This is a genomic window from Pseudomonas sp. AC255, assembly GCF_979258175.1.
Genome location: NZ_OZ409841.1, coordinates 5,533,102 through 5,548,944 on the forward strand (window position 1 = coordinate 5,533,102; position 15,843 = coordinate 5,548,944).

At 60.8% G+C, this 15,843-nt stretch carries 11 protein-coding genes; 7 read left to right on the forward strand and 4 right to left on the reverse strand.

Translation table 11 applies throughout. The features are described from left to right. Positions 1–82 precede the first annotated feature (82 nt). The 3 genes from ACZZ0K_RS24895 to ACZZ0K_RS24905 all read left to right on the forward strand — a co-directional run bounded on the left by ACZZ0K_RS24895 (position 83) and on the right by ACZZ0K_RS24905 (position 3,318). Entirely contained in the window at positions 83–631 is a 549-nt protein-coding gene (locus ACZZ0K_RS24895; RefSeq protein WP_016772566.1) for a cupin domain-containing protein, read from the forward strand. A gap of 181 nt (positions 632–812) precedes the next feature. Next, a complete protein-coding gene (locus tag ACZZ0K_RS24900; RefSeq protein WP_039757383.1) occupies positions 813–1,226 on the forward strand; it encodes a c-type cytochrome in 414 nt (137 codons plus the stop codon). 169 nt (positions 1,227–1,395) lie between these two features. After that, the gene (locus tag ACZZ0K_RS24905; RefSeq protein WP_258707339.1) at positions 1,396–3,318 is read left to right on the forward strand and encodes an acetyl-CoA hydrolase/transferase C-terminal domain-containing protein; all 1,923 of its coding nucleotides are present in this window, start codon (positions 1,396–1,398) and stop codon (positions 3,316–3,318) included. Between the two features lie 132 nt (positions 3,319–3,450). On the opposite strand, the gene ACZZ0K_RS24910 is transcribed toward ACZZ0K_RS24905, so the two are convergent. After that, positions 3,451–4,023, reverse strand: a complete 573-nt coding sequence (locus tag ACZZ0K_RS24910) for a xanthine phosphoribosyltransferase (protein ID WP_016772573.1) — start codon at positions 4,021–4,023, stop codon at positions 3,451–3,453. Positions 4,024–4,080: 57 nt separating this feature from the next. Continuing rightward, positions 4,081–6,090: a DNA helicase Rep gene (gene rep / locus ACZZ0K_RS24915; RefSeq protein WP_016772574.1), complete on the reverse strand. Its 2,010-nt coding sequence runs from the start codon at positions 6,088–6,090 to the stop codon at positions 4,081–4,083. 272 nt (positions 6,091–6,362) lie between these two features. On the opposite strand from rep, the gene ACZZ0K_RS24920 reads away from it, so the two are divergent. After that, complete coding sequence (locus tag ACZZ0K_RS24920) at positions 6,363–8,036, forward strand: putative bifunctional diguanylate cyclase/phosphodiesterase (RefSeq protein ID WP_041476648.1); 1,674 nt, start codon at positions 6,363–6,365, stop codon at positions 8,034–8,036. Between the two features lie 128 nt (positions 8,037–8,164). Here the strand turns inward: ACZZ0K_RS24920 and ACZZ0K_RS24925 are convergent, their stop codons facing one another. After that, positions 8,165–9,559: a NorM family multidrug efflux MATE transporter gene (locus ACZZ0K_RS24925; protein WP_056791616.1), complete on the reverse strand. Its 1,395-nt coding sequence runs from the start codon at positions 9,557–9,559 to the stop codon at positions 8,165–8,167. Between the two features lie 160 nt (positions 9,560–9,719). On the opposite strand from ACZZ0K_RS24925, the gene ACZZ0K_RS24930 reads away from it, so the two are divergent. The 3 genes from ACZZ0K_RS24930 (at position 9,720) to ACZZ0K_RS24940 (ending at position 14,215) form a co-directional block, all read left to right on the forward strand. After that, the gene (locus ACZZ0K_RS24930) at positions 9,720–10,640 is read left to right on the forward strand and encodes a LysR substrate-binding domain-containing protein (RefSeq protein WP_460059652.1); all 921 of its coding nucleotides are present in this window, start codon (positions 9,720–9,722) and stop codon (positions 10,638–10,640) included. 188 nt (positions 10,641–10,828) lie between these two features. Then, positions 10,829–12,805, forward strand: coding sequence for a methyl-accepting chemotaxis protein (locus ACZZ0K_RS24935; RefSeq protein WP_016772578.1), 1,977 nt, complete (start codon positions 10,829–10,831; stop codon positions 12,803–12,805). 195 nt (positions 12,806–13,000) lie between these two features. Further along, positions 13,001–14,215 (forward strand): aldose 1-epimerase family protein, encoded by a 1,215-nt coding sequence (locus ACZZ0K_RS24940; RefSeq protein WP_463559572.1) that lies wholly within the window; start codon positions 13,001–13,003, stop codon positions 14,213–14,215. On the opposite strand, the gene ACZZ0K_RS24945 is transcribed toward ACZZ0K_RS24940, so the two are convergent. Further along, positions 14,212–15,705, reverse strand: coding sequence for a YifB family Mg chelatase-like AAA ATPase (locus ACZZ0K_RS24945; RefSeq protein WP_095181251.1), 1,494 nt, complete (start codon positions 15,703–15,705; stop codon positions 14,212–14,214). The two genes, ACZZ0K_RS24940 and ACZZ0K_RS24945, sit on opposite strands and share 4 nt — an antisense overlap. Positions 15,706–15,843: the final 138 nt, after the last annotated feature.

Below are 15,843 nucleotides of genomic sequence, written 5' to 3' on the forward strand. Positions count from 1 at the left end.
TGCGGGGGCCAAGTGTTGTAAATACTGAACGCTGTCGCCATGATAACGCTCAATATTCTTACAACATCAGGAGGCTCCCGCCTTGGACGTCGGTGAACGACTGCAATCGATCCGCAAGCTCAAAGGGCTTTCCCAGCGTGAACTCGCCAAACGCGCGGGCGTCACCAACAGCACCATTTCGATGATCGAAAAGAACAGCGTCAGCCCATCGATCAGTTCGCTGAGAAAGGTGCTCGGCGGCATTCCCATGTCGATGGTCGAGTTCTTTTCCGAAGAGATCCTGCAGGACCAGCCGACCCAGATCGTCTACAAGGCCAATGAGCTGATCGACATCTCCGACGGCGCCGTGACCATGAAACTGGTCGGCCGCGCCCATCCGAGCCGCGCCATCGCCTTCCTCAACGAAATCTACCCGCCGGGCGCCGACACCGGCGAAGAAATGCTCACCCACGAGGGCGAGGAAACCGGAATTCTGGTCGAAGGCCGCCTCGAACTGGTGGTGGGTCTGGAAACTTTTATCCTCGAAGCCGGCGACAGCTACTATTTTGAAAGTACCAAGCCGCATCGTTTCCGTAACCCGTTTGACGTGCCGGCGCGACTAATCAGCGCAGCCACGCCGGCGAATTTCTAAGCAGAAGGCGCCAAGCCAATACGGCAAAGGCCCCAGAACCGTTTTACCGATGGGCAACAAGACCCCTCTAACCATGGGGTTGTTTCAGTACAGCGGCCTACCCGCTATACTTGCGCCCGCCTGCGAACCGTGGCCGCAGGCGTGAATAGCCACCATTGAGGGTGAACGCGTGAACCTAATTATGAAAATGCTGGCCGCACCAGCAACCGTACTGGCCCTCTGGGCTGTCAGCGCTCAAGCTGCGACAAATGACGACATCGCCAAGCGCCTCGAGCCCGTCGGCCAGGTGTGTGTTCAAGGGCAGGAATGCAAAGGCATGGAGGTGGCTGCGACCGCAGGCGGCGGTGGCGGGGCGAAGGCACCTAAAGACGTGATCGCCAAACACTGCAACGCTTGCCACGGCACGGGCCTGCTCGGCGCGCCGAAGATCGGTGACAAGGCAGCCTGGAAGGAGCGGGCCGATCATCAGGGTGGTCTGGACGGCATCCTCGCCAAGGCCATCACCGGCATCAACGCCATGCCGCCAAAAGGCACCTGCGCCGATTGCTCCGATGAAGAGCTCAAGGGCGCGATCAAAGAGATGTCCGGTCTGTAATCAGCGCCGGCTTTGAAAAAAACCGTCTTCGGACGGTTTTTTTGTGTCTGTGGTTTCTGGTTTCCGATTCATTCAGGCCCTGATCCCTCCAAACCAAACACTGTCCTTTGCAGCAAACTCAAGGCAATCTCGGTCTACCCCTATCAACAGAACGGGCGGGAGGCTTCAGATGGTGCAGTTGTGTTCGATCGAACAGGCGGTGGACGACGTGCTGGCGCGTTTGCCTGCGCACATCCACATGGGCCTGCCGCTGGGGTTGGGCAAGCCGAATCACTTCGTTAACGCGCTATACCGGCGCATCAAGGGCCTGCCCGAGCGGCAGCTGACGATCTATACCGCGCTGTGCCTCGGTCGGCCGAATCTGGGCGATGGCTTGCAGAAGCGTTTTATCGAGCCCTTCGTCGAGCGCGTGTTTGGTGATTATCCGGAGTTCGATTTCCTTGCCGATCTGCAGCGCGACAGCCTGCCCGCCAACATCCGTATCCAGCAGTTTTTCATGCAGCCTGGCAGTCTGCTCAACAGCGCGCCGGCGCAGCAGGATTACGTCAGCAGCAATTACAGCCATGCCGCCCGCGACATCAATGCGGCGGGCCTGAACCTTGTGGCGCAACTGCTGGCCAGCAACAGTGAGCATCCCGATCGTCTGAGCCTGAGCTGCAACCCGGACATCACCCTCGACCTGCTGCCGATGATCGCCAAGCGCCGCGAGGCGGGGGAGACCATTGTGCTGGTCGGCCAGGTCCATACGGATCTGCCGTACATGCCCGGCGATGCGGAAGTCGATATCGACACGTTTGATCTGCTGATCGACGAAAAGGACAGCAGCACGCTGTTTTCCACGCCGAATATGCCGGTGGGCTTTCAGGATCATTTCATTGGTTTGCACGCCAGTGCGCTGGTGCGCGATGGCGGCACGTTGCAGATTGGCATCGGTTCGATGGGTGATGCCCTGACCGCTGCGTTGCTTGCCCGTCAGGCCGATAACGCCGGTTATCAGGCGTTGCTCGATGACATCAACCTCAGCCAATGGGCGCAATTGATCCAGCGCGAGGGCGGCACCGCGCCATTTGCCAAAGGCCTTTACGGTTGCAGCGAGATGTTCGTCAACGGGCTGTTGGTATTGGCGGATGCCGGGATCATTCGGCGCAAGGTCTATCCGGATGTGCCGACCCAGGAGCAGGCCAATGCCGGTACCCTCGACGAAGGCGCGCAGCCCGACGGTATCTCGGTGCACGGCGGCTTCTTCCTTGGCCCGCGCAGTTTCTATGAGCGGCTGCGCGAGTTGCCGCAAAGCAAGCTGCTGGAATTCAACATGACCCGTATCAGCTACATCAACGAGCTGTACGGCCAGGAAGAGCTCAAGCGCTTGCAGCGCATCGATGCGCGCTTCATCAACACCGTGTTCACCATGACTCTGCTCGGCGCCGGCGTGGCTGATCAATTGGCAGACGGACGCGTGCTCAGCGGTGTCGGTGGGCAGTACAACTTTGTTGCTCAGGGACACGCACTGGAAGGCGCGAGATCGATGTTGATCCTGCGCAGCTGGCGCGAGTCCGGCGGCGAGGTCAGTTCCAATATCGTCTGGGACTACGGCCACTGCACGATCCCGCGGCACCTGCGCGACATCGTCGTCACCGAGTACGGCATCGCCGACTTGCGCGGAAAATCCGACGCAGCGGTGATCGAAGCGCTGCTCAACATCAGCGATTCTCGCTTCCAGCCGGGACTGATCGAACAGGCGCAGAAAGTCGGCAAGCTGCCAAAGGATTTCCGTATCGATCCACGGTTTGCCGATAACACACCGCACCGCTTGCAGGCGATTGCCGCGCGACATCCGAACCTGTTTCCGGAGTATCCGCTGGGCTGTGATTTCACTGTGATCGAACGGGATCTGCTGCGGGCGCTGAACTGGCTGAAGAGCAAGTTCAAGCTGACTGAGATTCTGGAATTGGGCAAGGCAGCGCTGGATGCGCCGGAGGCCTCAACGTTCCCGGAACATCTTGAAAGGATGCAGCTGACCAATCCGGAAGGTCTCAAGGAAGACCTGTTCCAGCGCTTGCTGCTCACAGGCCTCAAAGCTACCGCGCAATAACTGACCACCCCGGAACCCACTGTGGGAGCGAGCCTGCTCGCGAAAGCGGTGTGTCATTCACTCAACAGGGTGACTGACACAATGCATTCGCGAGCAGGCTCGCTCCCACAGGGGATAACTCGGGGCGGCGGGTTACTCGATGAAGGTAACGACGCCATCCTTCAGCGATTGCACGCGAGCCAGCGACTCAACGCGGTAGCCCTGCGAGTCCAGTTCGGCGCGGCCGCCCTGGAACGACTTTTCGATGACGATGCCCAGACCGGCGACGGTGGCGCCGGCCTGTTTGATGATCGAGATCAGCGCTTGCGAGGCCTTACCGTTGGCCAGGAAGTCGTCGATGATCAGCACGCGGTCGCTGCTGGTCAGGTGGCGCGGGGAAATGGCCACGGTGCTTTCGGTCTTCTTGGTGAACGAGTAGACGGTCGCCGAGAGCAGGTTTTCAGTCAGGGTCAGCGACTGTTGCTTGCGGGCGAAGATCACCGGCACGCCGAGGTTCAGACCGGTCATGATCGCCGGGGCGATGCCTGAGGCCTCGATGGTGACGATCTTGGTGATCCCGGAATCCTTGAACAGCGCGGCGAATTCGTCACCGATGAGCTTCATCAGGGCCGGGTCGATCTGGTGGTTCAGGAAAGCGTCGACTTTCAGGACCTGATCGGAAAGCACGATGCCTTCTTCGCGGATTTTTTTGTGCAGTGCTTCCACAACAGCTTCCTCTGTTGGCGCGATGGGCGCCGAAGGTAGATTAAAAAGTAGTCGATTCTAGCGCTTTAACATCGCGCGTATATCGGCCAATGCGCTATTGCCACGCACGGCTTTGACTTCAGTCGGGGTGTCGTCGTTGCCTTCCCAGGCCAGATCGTCCGGCGGCAGCTCATCCAGAAAGCGACTCGGCGCGCAGTCGATGATTTCACCGTACTGCTTGCGCTTGGCAGCGAAGGTGAATGCCAGGGTCTGGCGGGCGCGGGTGATGCCCACATAGGCCAGGCGACGCTCTTCTTCGATGGTGTCGGCTTCGATGCTGGAACGATGCGGGAGGATTTCCTCTTCCATGCCCATGATGAACACGTAGGGAAATTCCAGCCCTTTGGACGCATGCAGCGTCATCATCTGCACACCTTCGGCACCGTCCTCTTCTTCCTGCTGGCGCTCGAGCATGTCACGCAGCACCAGTTTGCCGATGGCGTCTTCGACGGTCATTTCGCCGTCTTCGTCTTTCTCGAGGGTGTTTTTCAACGCCTCGATCAGGAACCAGACGTTGCCCATGCGGTAGTCCGCCGCCTTGTCGCTGGAGCTGTTGGTGCGCAGCCAGTTCTCGTAGTCGATGTCCATGACCATGCTGCGCAGCGCCGAAATCGGATCTTCGCCGGCGCACTGCTCGCGGACCTTGTCCATGAAGCGCTTGAAGCGCGCCAGGCGATCGGTGAAGCGGCTGTCGAGATGTTCGCCCAGGCCAATTTCGTCGGTGGCGGCGTACATCGAGATCTTGCGTTCGGTAGCGTAGTTACCGAGCTTTTCCAGGGTGGTCGAGCCGATCTCGCGGCGTGGCACGTTGATCACGCGCAGGAAGGCGTTGTCGTCATCCGGATTGACGATCAGGCGGAAGTAGGCCATCAGGTCCTTCACTTCCTGACGACCGAAGAAGCTGTTGCCGCCGCTCAGGCGATACGGCACTTGGTGGTGCTGCAGCTTCAATTCGATCAGCTTGGCCTGGTAGTTACCGCGATAGAGAATGGCGAAATCGCTGTACGGGCGGTCGGTGCGCAAGTGCAGGCTGAGGATTTCCATGGCCACGCGCTCGGCTTCGGCGTCCTCGTTGCGGCAGCGGATCACGCGGATCTCGTCGCCGTGGCCCATCTCGCTCCACAGCTGTTTTTCGAATTCGTGCGGGTTGTTCGAGATCAGCACGTTGGCGCAGCGCAGGATGCGGCTGGTGGAGCGGTAGTTCTGCTCCAGCATCACCACTTTCAAGGACGGGTAGTCGTCCTTGAGCAGCATCAGGTTTTCCGGGCGCGCGCCACGCCAGGCGTAGATCGACTGGTCATCGTCGCCGACCACGGTGAACTGGTTGCGCTTGCCGATGAGCATCTTCACCAGCAAATACTGGCTGGCGTTGGTGTCCTGGTATTCGTCGACCAGCAGGTAACGGACCTTGTTCTGCCACTTTTCGAGAATGTCGGCGTGTTCTTCGAAGAGCTTTACTGGCAGCAGGATCAGGTCATCGAAGTCCACCGCGTTGAACGCCTTGAGCGTGCGCTGGTAGTGGGTGTAGACGATCGCGGCGGTCTGTTCCTTGGGATTGCGCGCGTTTTCCAGGGCCTGGGCGGGCAGGATCAGGTCGTTTTTCCAGGCGCCGATCATGTTCTTGATCTCGTCGACGCCGTCGTCGCCCGCGTATTCCTTCTGCATGATGTCGGTCATCAGGGCTTTGACGTCGGTCTCGTCGAAGATCGAGAAACCGGGTTTGTAGCCCAGCCGCGCATGCTCCTTGCGGATGATGTTCAGGCCCAGGTTGTGGAAGGTGCAGACGGTCAGGCCACGCCCTTCGCCGGCACGCAACAGGGTGCCGACCCGCTCTTTCATTTCGCGCGCGGCCTTGTTGGTAAAGGTCATGGCGACGATGTACTGGGCGCGGATGCCGCAGTTCTGGATCAGGTGCGCGATCTTGCGCGTGATCACGCTGGTCTTGCCGGAGCCAGCACCGGCGAGCACCAATAGAGGGCCGCCGACGTAGTTCACGGCTTCTTGCTGCCGGGGATTGAGTCGGGACATACGAAAATTCGGGAGTCGTTGACGAAATGGGCCGGCATTTTAACAGGCTCAGCGATTTGTGCTGCTCTGTCCGACTTGTGACGCAACACGCGATTCAAATTTGCCGGTTTTGTTACTTTCACGCAGGATACGCGGGGATTTTGCGGCTAATGTTCTCATTCGTGACACAAAATAACGTTTGGAGGTCGTTGTCATCAGACAACGCATTGGTCATTGTTCAGCACACCGGCATAATGCCCCGCCTACATCATTGCAGAGTCTAGGGAGTCAGCTTGTCTACGCCTGTCGAACCCTTGCGTTTGCTGCTACTGGCCGAAGAGCCAGCGTGGACAGCGTTGTTGCGTGAGTGTCTGGCTCCGATGGGGAGCGCGGCGGTGCTGATCAGCGCGCCGAACTGGGATTCGGTCAGCCGCCTGTTCGAAGACAACCGCCACGCGGTACTGCTGACCCTGCCAGCGTTGCAACCGGCGCCCGGTCGTTGCAGCCTGCCGACCGTTCTGCTGCTGGAGCACGAACCGGCCACTGCGCCGGTCGGTGTCAGCGATTGGCTGGTGTTCGACGCTCTCGACGCCGGCATGCTCCAGCGCTGCCTGCGCCATGTGCGCGAGCGCGGCGTGCTGGAAAACACTCTCCAGCGTCTCGCCGAACAGGATCCGCTGACTGGCATCGCCAATCGCCAGGGCTTTCAGACCCTGCTTACTGCGCGTCTTGCCGAAGGCGACGGGCGCGGTCTCGCCCTCGGCCATCTTGATCTCGACAATTTTCGCCATGCCAACGACGCCCTCGGGCATCAGGCCGGGGATCGTCTGATTCTGCAGGTCGTCGCGCGGCTGAAAAGTCAGCTGGAGGCCGGCGATCAACTGGCACGGCTGGGCAGCGATGAATTCGCTCTGCTGATCGATACCCGTCGTGCACCGCAACGCGCCGAGTGGATGGCCGAACGCATCACTGAGGCGTTGGCCGAACCTTATTGGGTCGACGGCGAGAGCCTGCTGATCGGCTCCAGCCTTGGCATCGCCCATGCCCGCGCCAATGGCGGCGCCGATCCATTGATGTGGCACGCGCACATCGCCATGCAGCAGGCCAAGAGCACGCAGGGCTGCACTTTTCATATCTTCAACGAACGCATCAACCGCAACGCGCGAAGCATGGCCGACCTCGAAAGCGAACTGCGCCGGGCCTTGCGCCGCGATGAGCTGGAACTGCATTACCAGCCACGCCTGAATCTTGAGGACGGCCAGATTGTCGGCCTCGAAGCGCTGGTGCGCTGGCGTCATGGCGAGCGCGGTCTGTTGCCACCGAGCGAGTTCGTCCCGCTGGCCGAGCAGAGCGGTCTGATCGTGCCATTGGGTTACTGGGTGATTTCTCGCGCCTTGCGCGACATGCAGGCTTTGCGCGAGCAGGGTCTGCCGGCGCTGCACATGGCGATCAACCTGTCGTTCCGCCAGTTTCAGGACAGCCAGTTGCTGCCGACACTCAGCCGTCTGATTGCCGAGCGCGGCGTCGAGGCGCAGTGGCTGGAATTCGAACTGACCGAAACCGCGGTAATGCGGCGCAGCGATCTGGTCAAACAGACCATGGATGCGCTCGGCCGCCTCGGTGTGCGCTTCTCCCTGGACGATTTCGGCACCGGGTTTTCGTCGTTCGTGCACCTCAACAGCCTGCCCATCACCTTGCTGAAGATCGACAAGAGTTTTGTCGGCGGCATGGAACAGCGCGAAGAGAACCGCAAACTGGTGCACGCGATGATCAACCTCGCGCACAACCTGCATCTGGAAGTGGTCGCCGAGGGCGTCGAGACGCCGGAGCAACTGGAGTTGTTGCGCGGGTTCGGCTGCGATCAGGTGCAGGGTTATCTGATCAGCCGGCCGTTGCCGTTGGATGAGCTGGTGGAATATCTGACGTCTGGATCGAACCAGCAGCCGGCCCTGGAAATCGTCGGTTGATCACAATTGTTGCGGCCGGCGCAAATCCCCGTGGGAGCGAGCCTGCTCGCGAAGGCGTTATGTCAGCTGGATGATCTGGGCCTGACACTCGGTCTTCGCGAGCAGGCTCGCTCCCACAAAGGAAACCCTCATTCGGCCTGTGGGATGTTGAAACCTTGAGCTTGCGGCTCGCGCCGAATCATCCGCTGCATCTTCCATTCGAACGCCAGCGTCAGGCTCACCGCCGCGCACGCCAGGCCCAACGCCAGACCCCACCAGACACCCGTCGGCCCCCAGTTGAGGTGGAACGCCATCCACCACGCCGCCGGTGCGCCAATCAGCCAATAGCAAGCCAGCCCGACCAGAAATGTGGTTTTGGCATCCTTGAGCCCGCGAATACAGCCCATGGCAATCGTCTGCGTGCCGTCGAACAGCTCGAACCACGCCGCTACTGCCAGCAGGCTCACCGCCAGACGGATCACCTCGGCAAACGCCGGGTCATTATGGTCCAGGAACAGGCCGACCAACTGGTTCGGCCACAGCCAGAACACCAGGGCGAAGCCGAGCATCACCACGGCGCCGAAAGCGATACCGACACGCCCGGACATCCGTGCATCGACCAGTTGCCCGGCGCCGTAGTGTTGGCCGACGCGCATGGTGATGGCATAGGACATCCCGGCCGGGACCATGAAGGCCACCGACACGATCTGCAGGGCGATCTGATGCGCACCCATTTGCGTACTGCCCATGGTGCCCATGCACAACGCGGCAAAGGCAAACAGCCCGACTTCCACCGCATAGGTGCCGCCAATCGGCAGGCCCAGGCGCCAGAGTTCTTTCAGGTATTGCCGGTTCGGCCGCGACAGACCGGCGCGCAACGGATAAGCGTCATAAGCCGGATGCCGACGGATATGCCAGGCCAGCGCCAGTGCCATGCAGTTGGCGACAATCGCCGTGACCAGACCGATGCCGGTCAGACCCAGTTGCGGCAGGCCGAACATGCCGGTGATCAGCGCGTAGTTGAGCAGGAAGTTGGCCACCGTGCCGGCGAGGCTGATGACCATCACTGGCGTCGCCCGGCCGATTGCACTGGTAAAGCCGCGCAGAGCCATGAAGCTCAGATAACCGGGCAGGGCGAAGGGCAGGGCGATGAGGAATTGCCCGGCGGCGTTGACGTTGGTTTCGGTCTGGCCGAACAGCAGCAACACCGGTTTGAGGTTCCACAACAGCAGCCCGGCGCCGAGGGCCATCAGCCACGCCAGCCACAACCCGGCCTGTGTCAGGCGCGCGGCACCGATGATGTCGCCGGCACCCTGACGGATCGCCACCAGAGTGCCGACCGCTGCAATCACGCCGATGCAGAAAATCGACACGAACGAGTAGCTCGCCGCACCGAGGCCGCCACCGGCCAGCGCTTCGGGACTGAGGCGCGCCATCATCAGGGTATCGGTCAGCACCATCAGCATGTGCGCCAACTGCGAAGCAATCAGCGGCCCCGCCAGCCGCAGGATGGCCCAGAGTTCGGTACGCACAGGATGCTGCATGGTCATCACCACCCAAATATCAGAGGAAGCAGAAGAGCGTCGATTCTCGGCGCTTGGCAGGCTTTGCACAAAGGGATAAAAAGGATGGGTGGCATGATTAATACTCATCCTGAAACGTACCCGCCGAATTGGCTACATCCCCGCTACTGGAGCTTTTTGTATGTCCCGACGCCTTCCGCCGTTGTATGCCCTGCGCGCATTCGAAGCGGCAGCGCGACACAGCTCGTTCACCCGCGCGGCGGAAGAATTGTCGATCACCCAGAGCGCGGTCAGTCGGCACATGCGCACCCTTGAAGAACACTTCGCCTGCCGGCTGTTTCATCGCAGCGGGCGCAACCTGCAACTGACCGAATCGGCACGGCTGCTGCTACCCGGAATCCGCGAAGGCTTCGCCGCCCTTGAGCGCGCCTGCAATACCTTGCGTGCCGAGGACGACATCCTGCGCATGAAAGCGCCATCTACCCTGACCATGCGTTGGCTGCTGGCGCGGTTGAGTCGCTTCCGCCATTTGCAGCCGGGCAATGAGGTGCAATTGACCAGCGCATGGATGGATATCGATTCGGTGGACTTCAACAACGAACCGTTCGATTGCGCGGTGTTGCTCAGTGACGGGCATTTCCCGCCGGACTGGGAAGCGAGCCTGCTGTTTCCCGAGGAATTGATTCCGGTCGGCGCGCCGAACCTGCTCAATGATCAACCTTGGGATGTAGCGCGTCTGGCGACCGCCGAACTGCTGCACCCGACCCCGGATCGCCGTGACTGGCGCAGTTGGCTGGAGCGCATGGGTCTGTCCGAGCAAGTTTCGCTTAAGGGCGGGCAAGTGTTCGATACGCTGGAGCTGGGCATGATCGCGGCGGCGCGCGGCTACGGCGTTTCGATGGGTGATCTGTTGATGGTTGCCGAAGATGTTGCGCAAGGGCGCTTGAGCCTGCCGTGGCCTACGGCCGTCGCCAGTGGCCTGAATTATTACCTGGTCTGGCCAAAGCCGCGCCCGGGAGGTGAACGTTTGCGCCGCCTCAGCGATTTTCTGCAGAGCGAAGTCCGCGCCATGCAACTGCCGGCGGTGGCGCGCTTGAGCTGAAACGTTCGAGCCGGCACAATGCCACCACTGCGCCATACCCACGCAATGCGCTCAAGTATTCGGTTTTACCGCCGACTACGAGCTTGTGGAACCGTCGTGCCGGTTCCGCGTTACACCCCACTATTAGAATATTTTCCGGGCAATTACCGCGATCAAGGAGGATTCGGTGGCTCGGCCAGGAGCTGTTCATGTCTCAACCTCGTGCTCGGATCGCCTCGCAGCTGGGTCTTGCCCTTGCTGTGATACTGGCGATAGTCATCAGCGGCAGTACGGTGTTCGCCTTGCGTTCGCTGGATTCCGCCAACCTCGCCACCCGTGAAGAGCATCTGGCCAGTGAGGCCCGGCTGCTGGCCGATCAACTGAGTACCTTCCACGGTACGCTGCGCGAAAGCACCCTGCGCCTGAGCGGTCTGTTCGAAAAACGCTTCGGCAGTGGCCTGAGTGTGCACCCCGATCAGCCAGTGACCGTGGCCGGCGTGCAGACCCCGGGTCTGCATCTGGGCAACGAAGTGCTGAACAACAACTTCAAGGAAGTTGACGAGTTCAAGCAGATGACTGCCGGTGTGGCCACGGTATTCGTGCGCAGCGGCGAAGACTTCATTCGCGTCAGCACCAACGTCAGCAAGCAGGACGGCACCCGTGCCATCGGCACCGTGCTCGATCATGCCAACCCGGCCTACGCGAAGTTGATGGCAGGGCAGAGTTATGTCGGCCGCTCGTTGCTGTTCGAGCGCTACTACATGTCGCAGTACACACCGGTGCGCGATGCGGGCGGCAAGATCATCGCCGTGTTGTACGTAGGTTTCGATTACACCGACGCGCAGAACGCGCAGTTCGCCAATCTCAAGCGCTTCCGTATTGGCAAGACCGGCTCGCTGGCCCTGCTCGACGAGCAGAACAAATGGCTGGTGCCGATTGCCGGCGTCGAAAACCTGGATCAAGCCGCCCCGACCATCAACAACCTGGTGAAAACCCCGGGCAAGGGTGAGTTCTGGAGCGACAAGGGCGAGGACTTCTACAGCATCGCCGTGCCGTTCGAAGGTGGTCCGTGGTCGGTGGTGGCGAGCATGCCGAAAGCCGAGATCCGCGCGGTGACCTGGAGCGTCGGTACGCAACTGGCGATCGGCAGCCTGCTGGCGATGTTGCTTGCGGTCGGTTCCGTGGTCTGGCTGCTGCGCAGCAAACTCGCGCCGTTGGGCGATCTGGTGCGTCAGGCTGAGGCCTTGGGTGCTGGTGATCTGAGCGTGCGTCTGAACGTATCGAGCCACGATGAAATCGGGCAGCTGTCCCGCGCGTTCAACCAGATGAGCCAGGCGCTGTCGACCATGGTCGAGCACATCCGCCGCGCTTCGGAAGAGGTCAATAGCCGTGCGCAGGCGCTGTCCGGTTTGTCCGGTGGTGCTTACGAAGGCATGGAGCAACAGTCGGGCGAAATCACCAGCATGGCCGGCGCCGTGGAAGAGTTCAGCGCGACGTCGTTGAACATCGCCGACAACATGGGCGCGACCCAGCGCCTGGCGCAGGAAAACGCTCAGCAAACGCAGATCGGCCGCAGCTCGATGGAAGAAGCGTCGTCGTCGCTGGAGCAGATCGCCGGTGCGCTGAACAGCACCGCCAGCGTGATCAATACGCTGGGGCAGCGTTCGCAGGAAATCGGCGGCATCGTCGGTGTGATCACCTCGATCGCCGAGCAGACCAACCTGTTGGCGCTCAACGCTGCCATCGAAGCCGCGCGTGCCGGTGAGCAGGGTCGCGGTTTTGCCGTGGTCGCGGACGAAGTGCGCAGCCTCGCCTCGCGTACCCGTCAGGCGACCGACGAAATCTCCAGCATGATCCACAGCATCCAGCAGGAAACCGGTAACGCGATCAGCACCATGGAGCAGGGCAATGTGCTGATGCAGGAAGGTTTGTCGCGCAACGCCAACGTGGCGTCGGCGCTGGCGCGGATTGACGAGCAGAGCCGTTCGGCAGGCCAGCAGTTTGCTGCGATCACCACCGCCACTCAGGAACAAAGCAGCACTGCGACGTTGCTGAGCAGCAATTTGCAGAGCATCGCCTTGGCCAACAGCGAGCAGCGTGAGGTGGTGTCGAACCTGGCTGTCACCGCGAAAGAGCTGGAGAAGCTGGCGGCGGATCTGCGTTCCGAGGTTGACCGCTTCCGTTGATGCATCTTTGAAACAGCTATCGCGAGCAGGCTCGCTCCCACAGTAGTCGGCGTAATTCACAAATATTGTGAAGGCCCGATGTCCCTGTGGGAGCGAGCCTGCTCGCGAATGCTTTTCTCCCACCGCTTCTTTGCACTTGCTGAAACGTTTCCGCAGCGCTATAAAAATGGCACAACTCCAATAAAGGCTGCTGCCATGACCCCGCTCAAACTCCTCGTCGCCCTCGGCGCATTCTCTGCCGCTTCTCATGCCATGGCTTGGGACTATGTCCTGCTCGACGCCAACACTCCGGCAAAAAAACGGACGATCACCAGTGAGCAACTCGGTGTAAAAACCGCCAAACCGTTTTCCGTGACCTTGCGTACTCTGCATGGCGGTCGTCAGGAGGGCGTCAGCATCGTCGACATCGATAACGGCACGATGAAACTCTCGGTGGTGCCGACCCGTGGCATGAACGTGTTGCAGGCCTCGGTGGGCGACGTGCGCATGGGCTGGGATTCGCCGGTCAAGGACGTGGTCAACCCAGCGTTCATCGAACTCAACGGTCGCGGTGGTCTGGGCTGGCTGGAAGGCTTCAATGAGCTGGTCACCCGTTGCGGTTACGAGTGGGTTGGCCATCCCGGCATGGACAACGGCGAACTGCTGACCCTGCACGGTCGCGCCGCCAACATCCCGGCCAGCACCGTCACTTTGCACATCGACGAGAAGCCGCCGTATGCCATCACGCTGCGTGGCGAGCTGAAAGAGCAGGCATTCAAGAAAGTCGATTTCTCGGTAGCGACCGAACTTGTCACCGAACCGGGCAGCGCAAGCTTCGCCCTTAACGACACCCTGACCAACAACGGCGACTATGCGAAGGAATATCAGGCGCTGTATCACAGCAACTTCAGCACGCCGTTTCTTGAGCAAGGGGCAAAATTCGCTGCGCCGGTGAAGCAGGTGTCGCCGTTCAACGACAAGGCCAAGGGTGATCTGGCCGACTGGCAGACGTATCGCGCGCCAACCAAGGACTACGACGAAACTGTCTACAACGTCGTGCCGTATGCGGACGCCAAGGGTGACACCCTGACCGTGCTGCACAACAAGGCCGGTAGCCTCGGCGTTGCGGTTGGCTTCAATACCCAGCAGTTGCCAGTGTTTTCGCTGTGGAAAAACACCGACACCCAAGGGCAGGGCTACGTCACCGGGCTGGAGCCTGGGACGAGTTTTTCCTATAACCGTCGCTATCAGCGGCCGTTGAATCTGGTGCCGACCATCGCCCCAAAACAGCACAAGCAGTTCCAGATCAGCTACAGCCTGCTGGCCGACAAAGGGGCGGTGGACAAGGCCCTCAAGCGCGTGACTGAAATTCAGGCCGGGCGCGATACTGAAGTGCGCCAAGCACCGCTGGTTGATCTGACCGAGCATTAAGGTGTCGCCGGCCGGTATTGCAGTGCCTCGGCCAAGTGTTCGCGCTTGATTGCATCGACTTGCTCGAGGTCTGCCAGAGTGCGGGCGACCTTGAGCAGGCGATGGGCCGAGCGCAGCGAAAGCGTCAGCCGTTCACAGGCTGATTCCAGCCATGTCTCATCGGCTGTGGATAACTTGCAGTGCCGCTTCAATCCCGGCAGATCGAGAAACGCATTGGCACAGCCCTGACGCTTCTGCTGTCGTTCGCGAGCCTCGGCCACCAAAGCCGCAGCGCTGGCGCTGTTTTCGCCGGGCTTGGCTGCCGGATTCAACGCGGTTGCCTCCCGCGCCACGGTCAGGTGCAGATCGATACGATCCAGCAGCGGCCCTGACAACTTGTTGCGATAGCGTTGGACCATATCCGGTGTGCACGAGCATTTGCCGCTGGGTTCGCCAAGATATCCACAGGGGCACGGATTCATCGCGGCAACCAATTGAAATCGCGCGGGGAAACGTACGCGATCCTTGGCCCGCGCGATGACGATATGTCCCGACTCCAAAGGCTCGCGTAAAACTTCCAACACCTTGCGATCAAACTCCGGCAACTCATCGAGAAACAGCACGCCGTGGTGGGCGAGGGTGATCTCGCCGGGTTGCGGTTTCGAGCTGCCACCGACCAATGCCGGCCCTGAAGCCGAATGGTGTGGTTGGCGGAAGGGGCGTTGCGGCCAGTGAGTCAGAGGCACCCCGCTGGCGACCGATTGAATCGCTGCCACTTCCAGCGCCTCGCATTCGGAAAGCGGCGGCAGCAAACCCGGCAGACGACTGGCCAGCAGCGTCTTGCCGGTTCCCGGTGGCCCGCTGAACAACAAATTGTGAGCTCCCGCTGCGGCAATCAGCAGTGCGCGCTTTGCGGCTGTTTGACCCTGCACTTCGTTGAGGTCGGGATAGGGCTTGGCAGCGTGCATCAAACCATCGGAAACGTAAGGCTCGACCGGCGTGTGCCCATTGAAATGCGCCACCGCTTCCAGCAAATGATCGACCGCAAACACCTTGAGCCCGGATGCCAGGCACGCCTCTTCTGCATTCGCTCGAGGCACCACCAGCGCCCGCCCGGCCTTGCGCGCCGCCAGTGCCGCCGGCAGCACACCACGCACCGGCCGCACGGCACCCGACAGCGCCAACTCACCCAGACATTCCACCTCGTCCAGGGTCAGGCAGGGCACCTGCACACTGGCCGACAAAATCCCCAAGGCAATCGCCAGATCGAAGCGTCCGCCATCCTTGGGCAGATCCGCCGGCGCCAGATTCAAGGTGATCCGCCGCGCCGGAAATTGCAGTCCGGAATTGATGATCGCGCTGCGTACGCGATCCTTGCTCTCCTTCACCGCCGCTTCAGGCAGGCCGACCATGGTCAGCGACGGCAGACCGTTGGCCAGATGGACTTCGACGGTAACAGCGGGGGCTTCCACGCCAATCTGGGCGCGACTGTGGACAATGGAGAGGGACATGGTCGTTCCTTGAGCTGAATCGGGGAGCCGCTTCATGCGGGTTTTTGAAGGGTAGTTGAGCCGGGTTTCGGTGCTGAAATAGAGGTTTACAAGACGTATCCAGACCCGATGGGCTGTCACTGCTTGCCTGAATTAGAG

Coding starts and splice junctions, on each gene's coding strand:
- ACZZ0K_RS24900 (WP_039757383.1), top strand. CDS start 813: ATGAAAATGCTGGCCGCACCAGCAACCGTACTGGCCCTCTGGGCTGTC.
- ACZZ0K_RS24905 (WP_258707339.1), top strand. CDS start 1,396: ATGGTGCAGTTGTGTTCGATCGAACAGGCGGTGGACGACGTGCTGGCG.
- rep (WP_016772574.1), bottom strand. CDS start 6,090: ATGTCCCGACTCAATCCCCGGCAGCAAGAAGCCGTGAACTACGTCGGC.
- ACZZ0K_RS24925 (WP_056791616.1), bottom strand. CDS start 9,559: ATGCAGCATCCTGTGCGTACCGAACTCTGGGCCATCCTGCGGCTGGCG.
- ACZZ0K_RS24930 (WP_460059652.1), top strand. CDS start 9,720: ATGTCCCGACGCCTTCCGCCGTTGTATGCCCTGCGCGCATTCGAAGCG.
- ACZZ0K_RS24935 (WP_016772578.1), top strand. CDS start 10,829: ATGTCTCAACCTCGTGCTCGGATCGCCTCGCAGCTGGGTCTTGCCCTT.
- ACZZ0K_RS24940 (WP_463559572.1), top strand. CDS start 13,001: ATGACCCCGCTCAAACTCCTCGTCGCCCTCGGCGCATTCTCTGCCGCT.
- ACZZ0K_RS24945 (WP_095181251.1), bottom strand. CDS start 15,705: ATGTCCCTCTCCATTGTCCACAGTCGCGCCCAGATTGGCGTGGAAGCC.